Annotated in this window: 17 protein-coding genes; 13 read left to right on the top strand and 4 right to left on the bottom strand. The window is 71.4% G+C overall.

What is annotated here, in order from left to right; genetic code table 11:
* The 5 genes from QR78_RS19235 to QR78_RS19215 all read left to right on the top strand — a co-directional run bounded on the left by QR78_RS19235 (position 1) and on the right by QR78_RS19215 (position 5386).
* Positions 1-654 carry an MlaC/ttg2D family ABC transporter substrate-binding protein gene (locus QR78_RS19235; RefSeq protein ID WP_244276457.1) on the top strand — a complete coding sequence of 218 codons (654 nt, stop codon included), beginning with the start codon at positions 1-3 and terminating at the stop codon, positions 652-654.
* Between the two features lie 116 nt (positions 655-770).
* A complete protein-coding gene (gene hpnI / locus QR78_RS19230) occupies positions 771-1955 on the top strand; it encodes a bacteriohopanetetrol glucosamine biosynthesis glycosyltransferase HpnI (protein ID WP_048429173.1) in 1185 nt (394 codons plus the stop codon).
* Between the two features lie 94 nt (positions 1956-2049).
* A complete protein-coding gene (gene hpnJ / locus QR78_RS19225; RefSeq protein ID WP_048429196.1) occupies positions 2050-3486 on the top strand; it encodes a hopanoid biosynthesis associated radical SAM protein HpnJ in 1437 nt (478 codons plus the stop codon).
* 192 nt (positions 3487-3678) lie between these two features.
* The gene (gene hpnK / locus QR78_RS19220; protein ID WP_048429172.1) at positions 3679-4539 is read left to right on the top strand and encodes a hopanoid biosynthesis-associated protein HpnK; all 861 of its coding nucleotides are present in this window, start codon (positions 3679-3681) and stop codon (positions 4537-4539) included.
* A 70-nt stretch (positions 4540-4609) separates the two neighbouring features.
* Positions 4610-5386, top strand: a complete 777-nt coding sequence (locus QR78_RS19215; protein ID WP_053220985.1) for a molybdate ABC transporter substrate-binding protein — start codon at positions 4610-4612, stop codon at positions 5384-5386.
* A gap of 53 nt (positions 5387-5439) precedes the next feature.
* Here the strand turns inward: QR78_RS19215 and QR78_RS36520 are convergent, their stop codons facing one another.
* Positions 5440-8589, bottom strand: a complete 3150-nt coding sequence (locus QR78_RS36520) for an autotransporter family protein (protein WP_048429171.1) — start codon at positions 8587-8589, stop codon at positions 5440-5442.
* A gap of 338 nt (positions 8590-8927) precedes the next feature.
* Here QR78_RS36520 and QR78_RS19205 point away from each other — a divergent pair, with 338 nt between their 5' ends.
* The 8 genes from QR78_RS19205 (at position 8928) to QR78_RS19170 (ending at position 15969) form a co-directional block, all read left to right on the top strand.
* The gene (locus QR78_RS19205; RefSeq protein WP_048429170.1) at positions 8928-9353 is read left to right on the top strand and encodes a DUF2852 domain-containing protein; all 426 of its coding nucleotides are present in this window, start codon (positions 8928-8930) and stop codon (positions 9351-9353) included.
* Positions 9354-9531: 178 nt separating this feature from the next.
* Entirely contained in the window at positions 9532-10782 is a 1251-nt protein-coding gene (locus tag QR78_RS19200; RefSeq protein ID WP_048429169.1) for a GTP cyclohydrolase II, read from the top strand.
* A gap of 51 nt (positions 10783-10833) precedes the next feature.
* Complete coding sequence (locus tag QR78_RS19195; RefSeq protein ID WP_048429168.1) at positions 10834-12069, top strand: URC4/urg3 family protein; 1236 nt, start codon at positions 10834-10836, stop codon at positions 12067-12069.
* 38 nt (positions 12070-12107) lie between these two features.
* Complete coding sequence (gene upp / locus QR78_RS19190) at positions 12108-12770, top strand: uracil phosphoribosyltransferase (RefSeq protein ID WP_048429167.1); 663 nt, start codon at positions 12108-12110, stop codon at positions 12768-12770.
* Positions 12771-12844: 74 nt separating this feature from the next.
* Positions 12845-13852 (top strand): NAD(P)H-quinone oxidoreductase, encoded by a 1008-nt coding sequence (locus QR78_RS19185; RefSeq protein ID WP_048429166.1) that lies wholly within the window; start codon positions 12845-12847, stop codon positions 13850-13852.
* 111 nt (positions 13853-13963) lie between these two features.
* Entirely contained in the window at positions 13964-14299 is a 336-nt protein-coding gene (locus QR78_RS19180; RefSeq protein WP_048429165.1) for a hypothetical protein, read from the top strand.
* A 217-nt stretch (positions 14300-14516) separates the two neighbouring features.
* Positions 14517-15428: a dienelactone hydrolase family protein gene (locus tag QR78_RS19175; RefSeq protein WP_141657720.1), complete on the top strand. Its 912-nt coding sequence runs from the start codon at positions 14517-14519 to the stop codon at positions 15426-15428.
* Between the two features lie 121 nt (positions 15429-15549).
* The gene (locus QR78_RS19170) at positions 15550-15969 is read left to right on the top strand and encodes a response regulator (RefSeq protein ID WP_048429164.1); all 420 of its coding nucleotides are present in this window, start codon (positions 15550-15552) and stop codon (positions 15967-15969) included.
* Between the two features lie 7 nt (positions 15970-15976).
* Here QR78_RS19170 and QR78_RS19165 read toward each other — a convergent pair whose 3' ends face one another.
* The 3 genes from QR78_RS19165 to QR78_RS19155 all read right to left on the bottom strand — a co-directional run.
* Positions 15977-16483, bottom strand: coding sequence for a RidA family protein (locus tag QR78_RS19165; RefSeq protein ID WP_244278489.1), 507 nt, complete (start codon positions 16481-16483; stop codon positions 15977-15979).
* A 128-nt stretch (positions 16484-16611) separates the two neighbouring features.
* Complete coding sequence (locus QR78_RS19160; protein WP_053220984.1) at positions 16612-17040, bottom strand: hypothetical protein; 429 nt, start codon at positions 17038-17040, stop codon at positions 16612-16614.
* 29 nt (positions 17041-17069) lie between these two features.
* On the bottom strand, positions 17070-18159 hold a 1090-nt coding region (locus tag QR78_RS19155), incomplete at its 5' end, for an AI-2E family transporter (protein ID WP_048429163.1).

Raw genomic sequence — 18159 nt, 5'->3', positions numbered from 1 at the left:
GTGCAGACCCGACGCGAGACCCTGCGCAGCCTGACGATCGCCGCCTGCCTGGCGGCGGCTCTGCCGGCCCTGGCCCAGACGCCCGCCCCCGCTTCCCCCGCGGCTGCGGCCGGGGAGGGCGACCCGGCGGTCGCGACCGTGCGCAAGATGACCGACGCCCTCGAGGCGGCGCTGAAGGCCGGCGACGTGCGCGCCCGGGCCGAAATCCTGTCCGGCCCGATGAAGGAGACCTTCGACCTGCCGGCGATGCTGCGCCTGGGGGTCGGCACCCGCTGGAAGGACATTCCGGCGGCCAAGCAGCAGGAGCTGACCGCAGCCTTCGGCCCCTACCTGTCGGCGACCTACGCCACGCGGCTCAGCGCCGCGGCCGGCAGCACCTTCGCCATCGACCCGAAGAGCGAGGCCCGCGGGGCCGGCCGCATCGTGCACGTCACGGTGACGGACGGCAGCGGCGACACCTCCCCGGTCGACTACGTGCTGAACGCCGAGAACCGCATCACCGACGTCTACCTCCAGGGGACGGTGAGCGAGGCCGGCACCCTGCGCACCGGCTTTTCCGAGCCGCTGCAGGAGGGCGGGGCCGACGGCCTGCTCGCCCACCTGAAGAAGTCCACCGAGACGATGCTCGCGGCGCCGGCCCCCAAGGCCAAATAAGCGCCGGCCCGCCTCCCGACGGCCGGCGGCATACCGGCCGTCAACCCTCGGACCGGCATCCTCAACAAGACTGCTCGCCGCGCACCCAGCGCCGCCAACTCCTCCCAGGGATCGCCATGGATTGGACCTGGATCTCCACCCTCCTGCTCGTCCTGGCGCTCGCCGGGTGCGGCTACGGCCTGACCACCGCCTGGCTCGCCGGACGGCTCGCCCGGCGGCCGGTGCCGCGCCTGCCCGCGGAGACGGCCCGCCCCTCCGTGACCCTGCTCAAGCCGCTCTGCGGCGACGAGCCGAACCTGCACCACAACCTGACGACCTTCTGCACCCAGGCCTATGCGGGCGCCGTGCAGGTGATCTTCGGGGTGCAGAACGCCGCCGACCCGGCGATCGCCGTGGTGCACCGGCTCCAGGCCGAGCACCCGTCCCTGCGCATCGACCTCGTGATCGACGCCCGCCAGCACGGCGCGAACCGCAAGGTCTCGAACCTGATCAACATGGCGGGGCTCATCGCCCACGAGATCGTGGTGCTGGCCGACAGCGACATGGTGGTGGCACCCGACTACCTCGAGCGCATCGTCGCCGAGCTGGCCCGCCCGGGGGTCTCCGGCGTCACCTGCCTCTACCACGGCGTGCCGGCGAATCAGGGCGTCTGGGCGCATCTCTCGACGCTCGCCATCGACACCCAGTTCCTGCCCAACGTCCTGATGGGCACGGGCCTCAAGCTTGCCGATCCGTGCTTCGGCTCGACCATCGCGTTCCGCACCGCGTGCCTTGCCCGCATCGGCGGCTTCGAATCGATCCGCGACGACCTCGCCGACGACTACGCGCTCGGGGCGGCTTTGCGGGCCGAGGGCGGGATCGTGGCGATCCCGAACTTCACCATCGGGCATACCTGCGTCGACACCTCGCTTTCCGGCCTGTGGCGCCACGAGACGCGGTGGAACCGCACCATCCGCAACGTCGATCCGGCGGGCTATGCCGGCACCCTCGTCACCCACGCCTTCCCGCTGGCGCTGATCGCCGCGCTGCTGCCGGATGCCGGAGCCTACACGCTCGCCACCGCGGCGCTGGCGCTCGCCTGCCGGATCGTGCTGTGCATGCGGGTCGAGCGGGCCTTCGGCCTCGAGCCGCACCCGTACTGGCTCTTGCCGATCCGCGACCTCCTGTCCTTCGCCGGCTTCGTCTGGTGCTTCGCCTCCGGCGCCGTGACTTGGAAAGGTCATGATTATCGGGTCGTTGCGGACGGTACGCTGATCCCGGAATCCGGCCTCGCCCGCGAATCCGGCGCTCCCTCGACCTGAACGACAGCCATCGGGCCGCCCGGCGGCCTCACCGGCCGCGACGCGGCCCCACCGGCCGCACGCGGCCCCGATCAAGAAGACGACACTCCCGATGATGCGGACCCTCTTCCTCCAGGCCCCCACCTTCGACGGCTTCGACGGCGGCGCCGGCTCGCGCTACCAGGCCAAGCGCGAGATCAAGTCGTTCTGGTACCCGACCTGGCTCGCCCAGCCGGCCGCCCTGGTGCCGAACTCCAAGCTGATCGACGCCCCCCCGCACGACATCAAGCTGCCGGAGATCGTGGCCCAGGCCGACGACTTCGACCTCGTGGTGCTGCACACCTCGGTGCCGTCCTTCAAGTCGGACGTGAAGACCATCGAGGCGCTGAAGGCCAAGAACCCGAAGCTGATCGCCGGCCTGATCGGCGCCAAGGTCGCGGTCGACGCCGCCGGCTCGATGGCCCAGGCCCCGGCGGTCGATTTCTGCGCCCGCAACGAGTTCGACTTCACCGTCAAGGAGGTCGCCGAGGGCGTGCCGATGGCGGAGATCAAGGGTCTCTCGTACCGCAACGCCGACGGCGTCGTGGTCCATAACGAGGACCGCGAGATCATGACCGACATGGACCAGCTGCCGTTCGTGACCTCGGTCTACAAGCGCGACCTGGAGATGGAGAAGTACTTCATCGGGTACCTCAAGCACCCCTACATCTCGTTCTATTCGGGCCGGGGCTGCAAGTCGCGCTGCACGTTCTGCCTGTGGCCGCAGACGGTCGGCGGGCACACCTACCGCACCCGCTCGGTCGCGCACGTGATCGAGGAGATCAAGTACTGCCTGAAGGAGTTCCCCCAGACCAAGGAGTTCTTCTTCGACGACGACACCTTCACCGACAACCTGCCGCGCGCGGAAGAAATCGCCCGCGAGCTCGGCAAGCTCGGCGTGACCTGGTCGTGCAACGCCAAGGCGAACGTCCCGCGCAAGACCCTCGAGGTGCTCAAGGCCAACGGCCTGCGACTGCTGCTCGTCGGCTACGAGTCGGGCAACCAGCAGATCCTCAACAACATCAAGAAGGGCATGCGGGTCGAGGTCGCCGAGCGGTTCACCAAGGATTGCCACGAGCTCGGCATCGCCATCCACGGCACCTTCATCCTCGGCCTGCCGGGCGAGACCCGCGAGACGATCCAGGAGACGATCGCCTTCGCCAAGCGGATCAACCCGCACACCATCCAGGTCTCGCTCGCCGCGCCCTATCCGGGCACCTTCCTGTACAAGCAGGCGGTGGAGAACGGCTGGCTCGACAAGGACAACGCCGAGCTCGTCGACGAGAACGGCGTGCAGATCGCGCCGCTGCACTACCCGCACCTGTCGCACACCGAGATCTTCAACTCGGTCGAGGCGTTCTACAAGAAGTTCTACTTCCGCGCCCCGAAGATCGCCTCGATCGTCAGCGAGATGGTGCGCTCGCCCGACATGATGAAGCGCCGCCTGCGCGAGGGCGTCGAGTTCTGGCACTTCCTGCGCGAGCGCCAGGGCGTCGCCAAGAAGGCGGCGTAAGCGTCCTGGAGACTAGAGCATTTTCCGACGAAGTGGATGCCGGTTCGTCGAAGAAAATGCGGCAAAACGAAGACGTAGAGAACTTCGCGATTGCAGCGCGATCGTGAAGTGCTCTAGTCGTCCCGCCTGAAGCGGGTGCGAGCCTCTCCGTCCGGCCGGACGGGGAGGCTCTTTCACGTCACGAGACCGAGCATGAGCACGCCCACATCCGCCAAGCGCCTCGTCGTCACCTCCGACGATTTCGGCCTGTCGCCCCAGGTCAACGAGGCGGTGGAGCGGACGCACCGCGACGGCATCCTCACGACTGCCAGCCTGATGGTGTCCGCGCCCGCCGCCGCCGACGCGGTGGCCCGGGCCCGCGCGATGCCGTCCCTGCGGGTCGGCCTCCACCTCGTGATGGTCGAGGCCTGGCCGACCCTGCCGGCCTCCGACCTGCCGGATCTCGTGGACGGCGCCGGGCTGATGCGGGCCGATCAGGCCAAGCTCGGACTCGACCTGGCGCGCAACGCCCGCGCCCGCCGCCAGCTCGCCGCCGAGATCCGGGCGCAGTTCGAAGCGTTTCGCGCGACCGGGCTGCCCCTCGACCACGTGAACGCGCACAAGCACTTCCACGTCCACCCTATCATCGCCGGGATGGTGCTGAGGATCGGGCGCGACTTCGGCATGCAGGCGATCCGGGTGCCGCGGGAATCGCGGGACGCCTTGCGCCGGGCCGAGCCGGGGGCGAAGCCCGGCCTCGCCCTCGACACCGCCCCCTGGGCGGCTTTGCTCGGCTGGCGGGCGCGGCGCGCCGGCCTCACGGTGCCCGACGGGGTGCTCGGCCTCGCCTGGTCGGGCGCGATGACGCCCGCCCGGGTCGAGGGCCTGCTGCGCCACCTGCCGGACGGGCTGACCGAACTCTACCTGCACCCCGCCACCGCGGGCGGTTTTCCGGGCGAGGCGCCGGGCTACGCCTATGCCGAGGAGCTGGCGGCCCTCACGGCGCCGGCGAGCCGGGCGGCGCTCGCGGCCTCGGGCGCCGTCACCGGCGGTTTCTCGGATTTCGCTCGCTGAAGGCGAGGGTGGTCGGCTACCGATGGGGCAGGGGCCGGGGACACGGCCCACCCGCCGGGAGCCTCCGCCCATGCGCCGCGCCACGATCCTGATCCGAGCCCTGCTGCGCGCGAGCGCGGCCGGCTGCTTCGCCCTCGCCACGCCTGCGCCGGCGGCCGAGATCACGCTCCTCACCACGGGGGCCTACAAGCCCGTCGCCGCCGCTCTGGTCCCGGCATTCGAGCGGCGCACCGGCCATCACGTCGCGATCCGCAACGAGACCGCCGGCGCGGTGGCGCAGGCGATCCGCGACGGGGCCCGGGCCGACCTCGTGGTGCTGACGCCGGGCGGGTTCGACGCGCTGATCCGGGACGGCCGCCTGTCCGGCGCGCCGCCGGTGCCGCTCGCCCAGGTCGGGATCGGCGTCGCGGTGCGCGACGGGGCGCCCGCGCCCGACATCGGGACGGTGGCGGGCTTTCGCGAGGCGCTGCTGCGGGCCCGCGCGGTGGCGATGGTCGATCCGGCCTCCGGCGGATCGAGCGGGATCTACCTCGCGGGGCTGTTCGAGCGCCTCGGCATCGCGGAGGCGATGAAGGGGAAGCTGGTGCTGGTGCGGGGAGGGCTCGCCGCCGCGCGCCTCGTCACCGGTGAGGCGGACCTGGCCTTGCAGCAGACGAGCGAGCTGCTGGCGGTCGGGGGCGCCCGCCTCGTCGGCCCGATCCCCGCGGAGGTGCAGACCTTCACGATCTATGCGGGCATGGTCCCGGCGGGCGCGGCCGAGGCCGCGTCGGTGCTCCTGCATGACCTCGCCGGCCCCGGCGCCGCGCCGGTCCTGGCGGAGAAGGGGATGGCGCCGCCGAGCCCGTGACGGGGAAAGGCGCGGCTCGCGCCGCGCCCTTTATCCGTCGAAGCCGCGTCAGGTCAGAACCGGTAGGTGAAGCTGCCCTTCACCGCGTGGTCCTCGGCCCGCGACCCGACTTGACCGGTATAGGACACGCCGATCGTCGCCGCCTGCGACACCCGCAGGTCGAGGCCCGCCGAGGCCACCAGCGCGTCCCGGCTGATCGGGATCCCCGCGGTCACGAAGCTCGGGCCGGTCCCGAAGGCCAGGAGCGCCGTCGGGATCACGTCCCCGAAGGCGCGGCGGTAGCCCACCAGCCCGTGCAGCGACACCGGCGCGCCGAAGCCCGGATCCACCTCGGTCTGCCCGCGGACACCCGCCGTCAGCGTCGGGATCTCGGCGAGCCGCGAGGCACCGCTCAGGGCCGCCACGCCGCCGGTCTCGGCGAACCGGTCCCGGTCGATGCCGACATAGGCCCCGCCGACGAACGGCTCGATAAAGGACGCGGAGGCCTTGCCGAGCGTCCCCGCCGCGAGGGCGATCCGGTAGCCGATCTCGCCGAAGCCCTGCACGGTCGATCCGCCGTAGCGGGCGCTCTCGGTCTCGGAGACGCCGGGAAACACCACGGAGCGGCGCAGGCGCAGGCTGTTGTCGGCGTACACTGCGCCGAGCCGCAGGGCGAACGGGCCGGCCTCGTACCCGCCGTAGACGCCGCCGAACCCGCTCTCGATCGACCCGCTCGCCGTCTGGCCGGGCGCATCGAGAGTGGTGCGGGTGTAGCCGCCGGCCACGCCGAGGCGGATGCCGCTCTCGAGCCGGACATCGGCGCCGAGCACGAAGCCGGCGGTGTCGCGGTTGAGGGTGACGGCATTCCCATCGTTGCGCGCCTGGCCGAAGCTGCCGAAGCCCTGGCCCCAGAGACCGAAGACCCGGGGATCGAGCACCCGCACCGGCACCGGGGCGACGGGCGCGGCCCGTCCGGGGAGGTCGGCGGTGTAGGTGGCGGGGAGGTTCCCGTAGTCGCGGGTGGCCTCGCCCGACCAGCGCAGCCGGTCGAGGATGGCTTCGCGGACGAAGAAGGCGGTCTCGTAGGCGGCCGAGACCGCGCTGGCGTGGATGTCGCCGGTGAGCGCCTGGAAGGCGGTGACGGCCTCCGGCGTGGTCAGCCCCACCGTGCGGTCGTAGACGCCCGATCCCGCGCCAGCGCCCTGGATCGCGTTCGCCACGGCGGCCTGGTTGCGGGTCCGGGCGATGGCGGCGAAGGCGACGTCGTTGCGGGTGAGCGTGAGATCGACCTCGGCGGGCTGGTAGCGCAGCGTCGGGGTGAGGAAGGCGAGGTTGGAGGAGACGCCCGCGAAGGTGCCGGAGACGCCGGTGCCGGCCGACAGGATCGTGTACTGGGTGCGCGGGTTGTAGGTGCCGCTCGAGGCCAGCACCTGGACGGTGCCGCCCTGGAGGGTGGCGGCGCCGGTGACGGCGAGGCGGTCGGACTGGCCGGCGGCGTTCGCCTCGACCTGGAAGGTCGAGCCCTGCGCGAAGGCGGCGTTGCCGGCGACGGTCAGGGTGCCGATGGAATTGCCGGGGGCGATTGTGCCGCCGGATTGCGCCGTCACGCCGCCGACCGTGCCGGTGCCGCCGAGCAGGCCGCCGGCGCCGACCGTGACCTGGCCGGCGATGGTGCCGTTGGCGTAGAGCGCGCCCGTGTTGCCGACCGTGACGTCGGTGGTGAGCCGGTCGTCGGCGGCCATCTGCACCGTGCCGATCACGTTCCCGAAATAGCCGGCAGCCGAATACAGGTCGACGCGGCTCCAGTAGCTCAGCGGCGTGCCGTAGAGCGCCGCGATCGCATTCGACTCGGTGTTGACGACGATCTGGTTGATCGTGTCGGTGGCGAGGCTGCCGGCGAGACCGCCGGTCGGAGCGATGCGCTGGGCCGCGGCGGAGCTGCCGCAGTAGATCGGGGCGAGCAGGATCGAGGCGTCGGGCCCGCCCGAAGGCGCCGCCTCGCGGGGCGCCTGCGCGAAGGTCAGGGTCGGCAGGCCGAAGCTCTGGCGCTGCTGGTAGAGGGTCTGGTTCGCCGCCGACGGCAGGTAGGGGTTGTTCGTGGTGCTGGCCGCGCTCGCCGCGCAACTCGCTACCGACGCGCCGCACTGGGCCGCAAGATAGCTCTGCATCTGGCTCGATGCCTGAGTGTACAGGCTCGGCAGGTCGATGGCCGTGCCGGTGGTGCCGGCGTTGTTGAGGTAGAGCGGGTTGGTGAAGGCCTGCGCCAGGTCGTAGGTCGCCAGGGCCCGGCCGCCGATGATGTCGAGCGGGTAATGCACGCCGAGCACGATGCGGCTCTCGCCGTACTCGGAGGCCCGCAGCAGCATGCTCCGGTAGGCCTGCGGCGTCGTCATCGCCAGCAGGATCCCGTCGGTGAAGGCGTAGGTGGTGTGCCCGCTCGGGAACGACGGGTTGGTGGCGATGCCGTTGAGGGCCGTCGGATCGAAGATGGTGTAGCGGCCCTGCGCGACCTGGATCGGGCGCGAGGAGCCGTAGACGTCCTGGCCCGGCTGCGTGTTGGTCACGCCGTAGGCGAGGTCGTAGACGCTGTCGCGGGTGTTGGGCAGGCCGTTGAAGGTCGGGATGGTGTAGCCGGGCGGCGCCGCGGCCGGGACCGGTACGTAGCCCGCAGGTGTGGTGCTCGGGTTGCTGGCGGCACCGTTGGCGAAGTAGTTCTTGGCGACGCCGAGGTCGTTGCCGGTGAAGCTGTAGGCGCGCGCCAGCAGATTGACGACGCTGCCGAGGGGGCCGCTCGTGCCCGCGGCGCTGCCGGCGACGTAGATCGGACCCAGAACCGGGCCGAGGCCGCCGACCGGCTGCTGGGGCGTGATGCCGTTGATGACGGTCTGGGCCGGCAGGCCGCCGGCCAGGTTGGCGCCGGCGCCGTAGAGGCCGAGGCCCACCGACGCGAGATTGTTCGTCGCCGAGCCGAGCAGGTTCTTGTCGCTGATCGCGAGCTGCTGCTGGCGCAGGATCGCGGTGTTGTTGTACCGAACCGCCTGGTCGAGGTTCGCCTGCAGGGCCGCCCGCCCGGTCGCCGTGGCGTTCAGGCTCAGGAACGGGCTGAGGAGGTTCAGCACGTTGGCGCTGGTCGGCGCGATCGTGGCGGTCTGGGCGTGGGCGCCCTCGGCCGAGAGGGCCGCGGCGGCGAGCGCGACGAGCGAGACGCTGTGTCTGAAGAGCATGGCGAGATCCCCGAAAAGCCGCCTGCCCTCCGGCCCGGCGCCCCGGAGCGGACGATTAGAAAATGATCATCCGACCCGCATGTTCATAATATCGTCATAATTTATCTTTCCCGACGTTGTTGTTTAGACAGCACATTTTGTATCTTTAGTGTAATTGATACGTTTCTACATCGCATAAATCACGTCTGTGCTTTGCCGGCTATCGCCGCGCCTGACCCGCTGCCGCGGGCGGCGCGATCCGACATCGCGCATTTTCCCCGCGCCGCCCTCCTTGAAACCGCTCGTCGGACCACGCATGTAAATGTCGTTCACATTTACATCCCGCGGGAGATCGCACCGTGTCGTATTCCTCTGCCCCCTGGTCGAGCGGCCGCTCCTGCCGCAACGGCCCGTTCCCGCGCCGCTCCCTCGAGATCGGCGCGATCGTGATCGGTTTCATCTATGCGTGGCCGTTGGCCGCGGCCTACGTGGTGTGGAAGCTCATGGGATACCCGGCCTTGAACGAGATGAAGTCCTTCGCCGAGCGCTCCTTCCGGAACGGGTTCTCCGGCTTCTCCGGCTTCGGTGCCGCCCGCCACGACAGCGGCAACTGGGCCTTCGAGGAGTATCGCCGCAAGGAGATCGAGCGCCTCGAAGAGGAGCGCCGCCGCCTCGAGGAGGAGAGCCGCGCCTTCACCGAGTTCGTGGACGAGCTGAAGCGCGCCCGCGACCGCGAGCAGTTCGACGCCTTCATGGCCCGCCGCCGCGCCGGCTCGAACTTCTGATCACCGGAGGAGGGTGGTCCCGACGGGGCGGTCCTGCCGCCCCATTGGGCGAAACGGCGCCTCAGGCTTGAGCTTGACGCGCCGAATCGGCTGGGCCACCCTCGTTCAGGTCAAGCACTCGACAGGCTCCTCGCGGCCCCCGCGGGGAGCCTTCTCCGTTGAAGGACGGCGCGTCCGCATGACCAGTTCCAACCGCTCGTCGCATATCCGGCTCACCTCGCACCCGGAGCCGGGCGCCGCCCGCTGGCCGATCCGCTGGGGCGCCGCCGACCCGCGCGAGCGAGGGCCGATCATCGGCACCGTCACCAACCCGGCCGACCGCAACGTGATCGGGGCCAATGGCGGCGCCTACTCGCTCTACCGGGCGCTCGCCATCGCCGGCCGGGCGCTGAACCCCCTGGCGCGGCCCGACCTCACCAACACCCACCCGGTGGTCGGCATCGGCCCGCACCCGCAATGGGCCGACCCGGAAAAAATCGTCTCCCTCGATCCCTGGGGCCACATGCCCGGCGAGGTGTTTCGCGAGGCGATCGGCACCGGTACCGACATCCGCCCGACCATCGCGGTCACCAAGGCGCGGCTGAACCTGCCCGAGATCCTGGCGGCGATGGGCGCGCACCGGCTCGCCGCCGACGGCACCGTGCTGCACGGCTCGGGCGACATCTCGGTCACCAAGATCGCGGTCGATCCGGTCTGGTACCTGCCGGGCGTCGCCGCCCGCTTCGGCACCAGCGAGACCGCTCTGCGCCGCACGCTGTTCGAGCAGACCGGCGGCATGTTCCCGGAACTCGTGACGCGGCCCGACCTCCAGGTCTTCCTGCCGCCGATCGGCGGCTGCACCGTCTACGTCGTCGGCGAGATCGAGGGCCTGTCCGACCCGCGGCGGCGCATCGCCTGCCGGGTCCACGACGAGTGCAACGGCTCCGACGTGTTCGGCTCCGACATCTGCACCTGCCGGCCCTACCTGACCCACGGCATCGAGGAATGCGTGCGCGAGGCGCAGACCGGCGGCACCGGCGTCATCGTCTACAACCGCAAGGAGGGCCGGGCGCTCGGCGAGGTGACCAAGTTCCTGGTCTACAACGCCCGCAAGCGCCAGGAGGGGGGCGATTCCGCCGCCACCTACTTCGAGCGCACCGAATGCGTCGCCGGCGTGCAGGACGCCCGCTTCCAGCAATTGATGCCCGACGTGCTGCACTGGCTCGGCATCCGCCGCATCGACCGGCTGATGTCGATGTCGAACATGAAGTACGACGCCATCACGGGCTCAGGCATCGAGGTCGGCGAGCGGGTGCCGATCCCGGCCGACCTGATCCCGCCCGACGCCTCCGTCGAGATGGAAGCCAAGAAGGCGGCGGGCTACTACGCGCCGGACGGCGTCACGGAGGCCCTCGACACCGTGAAGGGCCGCGACCTCGAGCGGTTCTGAGGAACCGCGTGGATCCGAGGCCGCCGATGGCGACGCGAACTATCCCTGGAGATGCCCGTGCCTGAGTTTTCGACCGCCCGCAGCCTGCTCTCGGCCCGGGCGGTGCGCGCCCGCGCCGAGACCCTGCTCCAGGCCGGGCTCGACGGGCGGCTGGATCACTTCGTGGTCGACCTCGACCGCCTCGGGCCTTGCGCCGACGCGGTGGTGGAGACCATCCGCGAGGCCTATCCCGACCTCGCGATCCCCTACCACGCCCGCTGGCGCCACTTCTCGGTCGGCGGGTTCGAGCGCTGGGGCTCGCTGGTCCACGCCGCGCCCTTCGAGGACCCGGCCGAGCAGGCCCGCGCCGCCTTCGACCTCGTGGTGGTGAGCGTGCTGCTCGATGCCGGTGCCGGCCCGACCTGGCGCTACGAGGAGGGCCGCACCGGCGAGACCTATTCCCGCTCGGAAGGCCTGGCGGTGGCGAGCTTCGACATGTTCGTGTCGGGCCTCTTCTCCTCCGCCCCCGAGGATCCGTTCCGGGCCGACGCGCGGGCGCTCGCCAGCCTGACCGAGGCGGAGCTCGCCGAGGGCTTCCAGGCCGGCCCGACCAACCCCCTCGTCGGCCTGTCGGGCCGCACCGCGCTCCTCAACCGCCTCGGCCAGGTCGCGGCGGCGGACCCCGAGGGCTTCGGGCCCGACGCGCGGCCCGGCTTCCTGTTCGACCGGATCAAGGCCCGCTCCCGCGACGGCGAGGTGCCGGCGGAGGCGGTGCTGGAGGTGCTGCTGACCCATCTCGGCCCGATCTGGCCCGGCCGCATCGTCCTCGACGGGGTCGATCTCGGCGACACCTGGAAGCATCCGCTCGCCGGCGGGACGGGGCCGACCGAGGGGCTGGTGCCGTTCCACAAGCTGTCGCAGTGGCTCGCCTACTCGCTCCTGGAGCCCCTGGAGGAGGCGGGCCTTACCGTCACCGGCCTCGATGCCCTGACAGGCCTGCCCGAGTACCGCAACGGCGGCCTCTTCCTCGATACCGGCGTGCTGGCGCTGCGCCGGCCCGAGGAGGCCGCGCAGGCCCACCCGGTCGAGTCGCGCCTCGTCGTCGAGTGGCGGGCGCTCACGGTGGCGCTCCTCGACCGGCTGGCGCCGCTGGTCCGCGAGCGGCTGGAGATCGAGGACCCGGCCGACCTGCCGCTCGCCAAGGTGCTGGAGGGCGGCACCTGGGCCACCGGCCGGCGCCTGGCGAAGTCCCTGCGGCCGGAGGGCGCGCCGCCGCTCTCGATCGCCAGCGACGGCACCGTATTCTGACATCATTCGAGAGCGTGAACGTGAGCGGGGAGACGACGATGCAGGGTGCGGGTGCGCGCGGGGAGACGGGTGTGGCGCCGGTGACGGTGGTCGATCACCCGCTGGTCCAGCACAAGCTGACCCTGATGCGGGACAAGGCGCGCTCGACCAAGGGCTTCCGCCAGCTCCTGAACGAGGTCGGGATGCTGCTCGCCTACGAGGTCACCCGCGACCTGCCGCTGGAGCCGGTCGAGATCGAGACCCCGATGATGACGATGCAGGGCGCGCAGATCGCCGGCAAGAAGCTCGTCCTGGCGCCGATCCTGCGCGCCGGCGTCGGCTTCCTCGACGGGATGCTGTCGCTCCTGCCCTCGGCCCGCGTCGCCCATGTCGGACTCTACCGCGACCCGGATTCGCTCGAGGCGGTGGAGTACTACTTCAAGGCCCCGTCCGATCTCGCCGACCGCACAGTGCTGGTCCTCGACCCGATGCTGGCGACGGCGAACTCGGCGGTCGCCGCGGTCGACCGGCTCAAGGAGCGCGGCGCCCGCGACCTGCGCTTCGTCTGCCTGCTCGCCGCTCCGGAGGGCCTCGCCAAGTTCCAGGGCTCCCACCCCGACGTGCCGGTCTGGACCGCCTCGATCGACAGCCACCTCAACGAGCACGGCTACATCCTGCCGGGCCTGGGCGATGCGGGCGACCGGATGTACGGCACGCGCTGAGCCGCCTGCCCCTTGCCGGCTCCCGGCCCGCGCGGCAGGTAAGGGCGCTCACCCCGCCATTGCCGGAGCCGCCCATGCCCTCGATCCCCGCCACCATGCGCCAGGTCCGCTTCAACGGGTCCGGCGGGCCTGAGGTGATCGGGATCGAGACCGTGCCGGTGCCGCGCCCCGGTCCGAACCAAGTGCTGGTCGAGGTCGTGGCGGCCGGCGTGAACCGGCCCGACTGCCAGCAGCGCGCCGGCAAGTACCCGCCGCCGCCCGGCGCCACCGACGTGCCGGGCCTGGAGATCGCCGGGCGCATCGTCGCCCTGGGGGAGGGCGTCGCGGATCTGCGCGAGGGTCAGGAGGTCTGCGCCCTGACGATCAGCGGCGGCTACGCCGAGTACGCCGTGGCGGAGGCCGCTTTGTGCCTGCCCAGGCCCGGCCCGCTCTCCCTCGTCGAGGCCGCCGGCCTGCCGGAGAACTACTGGACGGTCTGGACCAACGTGTTCGAGCGCGGGCGTCTGCAAAAGAGCGAGCGCTTCCTGGTCCATGGCGGGTCGAGCGGCATCGGCTCGACGGCGATCCAGCTCGCCAAGCGGTTCGGCGCCGAGGTCTTCGCCACCGCCGGCTCGGCCGAGAAATGCGCCTTCTGCGAATCCCTCGGGGCCGATCACGCCATCAACTACCGCGAGGCCGACTTCGCCGCCGAGGTGAAGCGGCTTACCGACGGCAAGGGGGTCGACGTGATCCTCGACATGGTCGGCGCGGCCTATCTCGAGCGCAACGTGAAGTCCCTGGCGCTGGAGGGCCGGCTCGTCATCATCGCGTTCCTGCAGGGGTTCCAGGCCGAGAACCTGAACCTGACGCCGATCATGATCCGGCGCCTCACCGTGACCGGCTCGACCCTGCGCCCGCGCACCGTCGCCCAGAAGGCGGCGATCGCCGAGGGCCTGCGCCGGGAGGTCTGGCCGATGCTCGAATCCGGCACGGTGAAGCCGGTGATCCACGCCACCTTCCCGCTGGAGCAGGCCCGGGAGGCCCATGCCCTGATGGAATCGAGCGCCCATCTCGGCAAGATCATGCTGCTGACGGGGAAGTAGAGGCCGCCGCCGCACGGGCATCCAGGAACCTCGGCCGATCGGTGACGTTGGCCCGTCATGACGATCACCGCTCGGCGAGATTCTCCGCCGGGCCTCAACCCGAGGTTCCCCATGGATCCCAACCGCACCGTCGAGACCCCGACCGAGGCCCGCCAGGGCGCGAAGGGCCGTCCCGTCCTCTACGTGCTGCTCGGCAGCCTGGCCCTGCTCGCGGTGGCCATGGTGGCCCTGCTCGGCTGGAACGGCGCGAACGCCCCGAAGGACTACGCCAGCCAGAGCCAGGACGCCTCGCGCCAGCAGATCACCGGCTCGCCCACCGGCAACGCCAACGGCGTCTCGTCGGCCAACAGCGGCGGCGTGCCGGCCGGCAACCCGGCCTATCCGGCGCCGGCCGAGCCGAAGTCGACCGGCTCGACCGCCCCGATGGGTTCGACCAACGCCAAATAATCGCTTCTGGGCAAGGGACCCCGGAGACCCGGCGCGTCGATCGCGCCGGCTGCACGAAGGGCCGCTCCCCGGATCGGGGGGCGGTCCTTCGTCGTTGGCAGGCCCTCACCCGCGCCTGACCGAATCGTGACCGTGGGGAGCATGTTCGCCCTTGCCCCTCCGGCGCCGGCCCGCATGATCGCGCCCGCGGGACGAAACCCGATCGGGAGGACGCGGGATGGCAACGAGCGACGTGGCGCGGCAAGACGGACGGCAAGGCGGATCGCCCGATCTCGAACAGCTCGACGGCCTGGTGATCCCGCCCTTCTCCCGGCGCGGCTTCGTGATGACGAGCCTGATGACCGGGCTGACGCTGGCCACCACCCGGGTCGAGGCGCAGGCGATCCACACCGACGCGACCGGCATCGTCGCCGGCGAGGTGCGGATCCCGGTCGGCGACGGGCCGATGCCGGCCTATCGGGCGATGCCCGAGGGTGCGGGCCCGTTCCCGATCGTCCTCGTGGTCGAGGAGATCTTTGGCGTCCACGACTACATCAAGGACATCTGCCGCCGTCTCGCCAAGGCCGGCTACACCGCGGTGGCGCCGGAGCTCTTCGCCCGCCAGGGCGACGTCTCCAAGATGACCGACGTGCAGGAGATCGTCCGCGAGGTCGTGTCGAAGACGCCGGACGCGCAGGTGATGGGCGACCTCGACGCCACCGCCGCCTGGGCGGCGGCCGAGGCCAAGGGCGATGCGGGCAAGATCGGCATCACCGGCTGGTGCCGCGGCGGCCGCACCGTGTGGCTCTACGCCGCCCACAGCGCCAACCTGAAGGCCGGCGTCGCCTGGTACGGCAATTTCGGCGGCACCCGCACCGGGATCCAGCCGAAGACCGCCGCCGACGTGATCCCGGACATCCGCGCGCCGATCCTCGGCCTCTATGGGGCCGCCGATACCGGCATCCCGGTCGCCGATGTCGAGAAGGCCCGCGACGCCGCCAAGGAAGCGGGCAAGGACGTCGAGATCGTGATCTTCCCGGACGCGCCCCACGGCTTCCACGCCGATTATCGCCCGAGCTACCGCAAGGGCCCGGCGGAGGAGGGCTGGAGCCGGATGCTGGCGTGGTTCCGGCAGCACGGCGTCGCCTGACGTCCCGTCGATTCCTCGGGGGCGTTGCGGCAACCCTTGCATTGCTGCAACACCTCGGAAAGGATGAAGGCAGGGTCCCGGGAGCTATGCAACCAGTGGGCCGCAAGCTCGTTCCCTGCTCATGACCGAGTCCAGCGCCGCCGCGAAGACACAGCCCGTGATCCTGGTCGTCGAGGACGAGCCGGAGGAGCGTTTCCTGGCGGCTACCCTGCTGGAGGAGACGGGCTTCCGGGTCATCGAGGCCGAGACGGCCGAGAAAGCCCTCGCCATCCTGCGCGAGCGGGGCGACGAGGTGAACGTCGTGTTCTCGGACGTGCGGACTCCGGGTCAGATCGGCGGCTTCGAGCTCGCCCGGATCATCGGCGTCACCTGGCCGCGGGTCCACGTGCTGCTGACCTCGGGCGATGCCGGCGACCAGCCGAGCGACCTGCGGATGTCGGCCACCTTCATCCCTAAGCCCTGGCGCGCCCTCGACATCCTCACCCTGGTCGAGCAGGCCGCCGGCTACCATACCGGCGGCGCCGTGCGCGACGCGCACTGACCGCGCTTCAGCGCACCTCGAAGATCCCGTCGACCTCGACGCTGGCATTGGCCGGCAGGCTGGCGACGCCGATCGCCGTGCGGGCGTGACGCCCGGCTTGTCCAAAAAGCTCCGCCATCAGGTCGGAGGCGCCGTTCACCGCCTTCGGCACGTCGGGCCAGCCCTGCTCCACCTGCACGAAGCCGCCGAGGCGGTGGCAGCGCACCACCCGGTCGAGGTCGCCGTCGAGGGCGAGGCTCAAGGAGGCCAGCAGGTTCAGCGCGCAGATCCGCGCTGCGTCCCGGCCCGTCGCGATATCGGTCACCGGGCCGGTGAAACGCACCTCTCCCTCCCACTCGCAGATCTGCCCGGCGAGCCACAGCGTCGCGCCGATGCGCGAGAACGGCAGGAAGGCGCCGCGGGGCTCGGGCACCCGCGGCAACGTCAGGCCGAGGGCGGCGAGACGGCGGGCGGGCTCGCCGCGGGGCGCTGGGGCCCGGGAGGTAGGGGCCTGGGAGGTAGGGGCTTCGTTCAACGCAACCTCTCGACGAAAATCAGGTTCACCAGGGCATTTTCCGACGAAGCGGCACCGGCGCTTCTTCGGAAAATGTATTAATATCAACAACATAGAGCAAAACCGGTCGCACGGCGACCAGGTGCGCTCTAGCGGCGCGCCCCGGGGATCGGCGGCGGCACGACGAAGACCCCGCCGGACGCGGGCGGTGCGATGGGCGGGCCGTAGGGAGGAAAGCGGTCGTACGGGTCGTAGCGGCTTCCCGACCGGAACCGGTCGTCCCGCCGGTCGCGGTCGTCCCAGTCGCGGCGGCGGCGGCGGTCGTCGTCGCGGTCCCGGTCGCGGCGCCGGGGCATGATCTCGTCCGGGTCGTCCCGGCCGAAGGCCCGGCGGTCGCGGCGGTCGAGGTCGCGCGCATCGTCGTCGTCCCGAAAGCGCGGGCCGTCCCGGTCGCGCCGGCCGTAGCCCTCGTCCTCGATGCCGCGGCCCCGGGCGTGGGAAACGTCGTCGTCCCACTGCGCCAGGGCGGGGGCGGCGGACAGGCCGGCGAGCAGGCAGGCGGCGAGCAGAACTCTCATCGGGGAGGGGGATCCTTCGGCAGGGCGCATCAGGCGACGGTGCGGTCGTCGCCCGCCGTATACTCGCGCCACAGCAACACCAACGCCGCCATCACGGCCGGTCCCAGGAAGAGCCCCAGCAGGCCAAAACTCTCGACACCGCCGAGGATGCCGAGCAGCACCCACAGGAAGGGCAGGCGGGTAGCACCGCCGATCAGCACCGGGCGGACGAAGTGGTCGGCCACGAAGGTGACGAGGAGGCCGGCCACCGCCACCACGATCGCCGCGGTGACACCGCCCTGCGCGGCGGCGAGCAACGCCGCGAGGCCGAAGGCGACCGGCGCCCCGAACGGGATCATCGCGGCGAGCGCCGTGAAGGCGCCGAGCAGCACCGGGTGGGGCACGCCGGCGAAGAAGTAGACCACGCCGAGCAGGAAGCCCTCGCCGAGGCCGACCAGCACCAGGCCGTCGACGGTGCCGTGGACCGAGGCCGCCATCTGGCGCGCCACTCGCTCGCCCCGCGGGCCGAACAGGCGGCGGGCCGCCGACAGGCCCTGCGCGGCCAGCGCCGGCCCGTCGCGGAAGAGGAAGAACAGGGTCAGCAGCGTGAAGCCGAACAGCATCGCCCGGTGGACGATCTGGCTGCCGAAGGTGCGCCCGAATCCGACGAGCGACGAGTGGTTGATCGACTGGTCGACGCGCTTCAGGACCTCGGACGAGCCCTGCGGGTGGCTCAGGTTCTCCTGCCACCAGGCCGCGACGTGGGAGGCGCCGAAGGGCAGGCGGGAGACGAAGTCCGGGACCGGCCAGCCCTGCTCCTCGATCTGGCGCCAGAACGCCACCGCATCGTGCGCCTCCCGCGCCGCCTGGATCGCCACGACGACCAGCGGCACCAGGATCACCAGGGCGACCGCTAGCGTGAGGAGAGCCGGCCAGAGCAGGTTGTGCTTGCCCGGCGGCTTGAACCGCACCAGCCGCTCGCGCAGCGGCCACAGGGCGATCGCCAGGATCACCGCCCAGACCAGCGCCGGCAGGAACGGATGCAGCACCCAGACCCCGAGGGCGCCGAGCCCGACGACGAGCGCCGCGCGGGCGAAAGCCGAGGCGCCGGTCGCGGGAGGCGGGGGCGGAGCCGGGAGG

The sequence above is a fragment of the Methylobacterium indicum genome (assembly GCF_001043895.1).
In the GTDB taxonomy this organism is placed as follows: Bacteria; Pseudomonadota; Alphaproteobacteria; order Rhizobiales; family Beijerinckiaceae; genus Methylobacterium; species Methylobacterium indicum.
The sequence above is the reverse complement of the archived record's forward strand: the minus strand, read 5'-3'. Positions and strand labels throughout refer to the sequence as shown.

Excerpts from the sequence above, each read along its gene's own strand:
- QR78_RS19185 (WP_048429166.1), top strand. The coding sequence starts at position 12,845 with ATGCCCTCGATCCCCGCCACCATGCGCCAGGTCCGCTTCAACGGGTCC.
- QR78_RS19170 (WP_048429164.1), top strand. The coding sequence starts at position 15,550 with ATGACCGAGTCCAGCGCCGCCGCGAAGACACAGCCCGTGATCCTGGTC.
- QR78_RS19180 (WP_048429165.1), top strand. The coding sequence starts at position 13,964 with ATGGATCCCAACCGCACCGTCGAGACCCCGACCGAGGCCCGCCAGGGC.
- QR78_RS19195 (WP_048429168.1), top strand. The coding sequence starts at position 10,834 with ATGCCCGTGCCTGAGTTTTCGACCGCCCGCAGCCTGCTCTCGGCCCGG.
- QR78_RS19200 (WP_048429169.1), top strand. The coding sequence starts at position 9,532 with ATGACCAGTTCCAACCGCTCGTCGCATATCCGGCTCACCTCGCACCCG.
- QR78_RS36520 (WP_048429171.1), bottom strand. The coding sequence starts at position 8,589 with ATGCTCTTCAGACACAGCGTCTCGCTCGTCGCGCTCGCCGCCGCGGCC.
- QR78_RS19215 (WP_053220985.1), top strand. The coding sequence starts at position 4,610 with ATGCGCCGCGCCACGATCCTGATCCGAGCCCTGCTGCGCGCGAGCGCG.
- upp (WP_048429167.1), top strand. The coding sequence starts at position 12,108 with ATGCAGGGTGCGGGTGCGCGCGGGGAGACGGGTGTGGCGCCGGTGACG.
- hpnI (WP_048429173.1), top strand. The coding sequence starts at position 771 with ATGGATTGGACCTGGATCTCCACCCTCCTGCTCGTCCTGGCGCTCGCC.
- QR78_RS19160 (WP_053220984.1), bottom strand. The coding sequence starts at position 17,040 with ATGAGAGTTCTGCTCGCCGCCTGCCTGCTCGCCGGCCTGTCCGCCGCC.
- hpnK (WP_048429172.1), top strand. The coding sequence starts at position 3,679 with ATGAGCACGCCCACATCCGCCAAGCGCCTCGTCGTCACCTCCGACGAT.
- QR78_RS19175 (WP_141657720.1), top strand. The coding sequence starts at position 14,517 with ATGGCAACGAGCGACGTGGCGCGGCAAGACGGACGGCAAGGCGGATCG.
- hpnJ (WP_048429196.1), top strand. The coding sequence starts at position 2,050 with ATGCGGACCCTCTTCCTCCAGGCCCCCACCTTCGACGGCTTCGACGGC.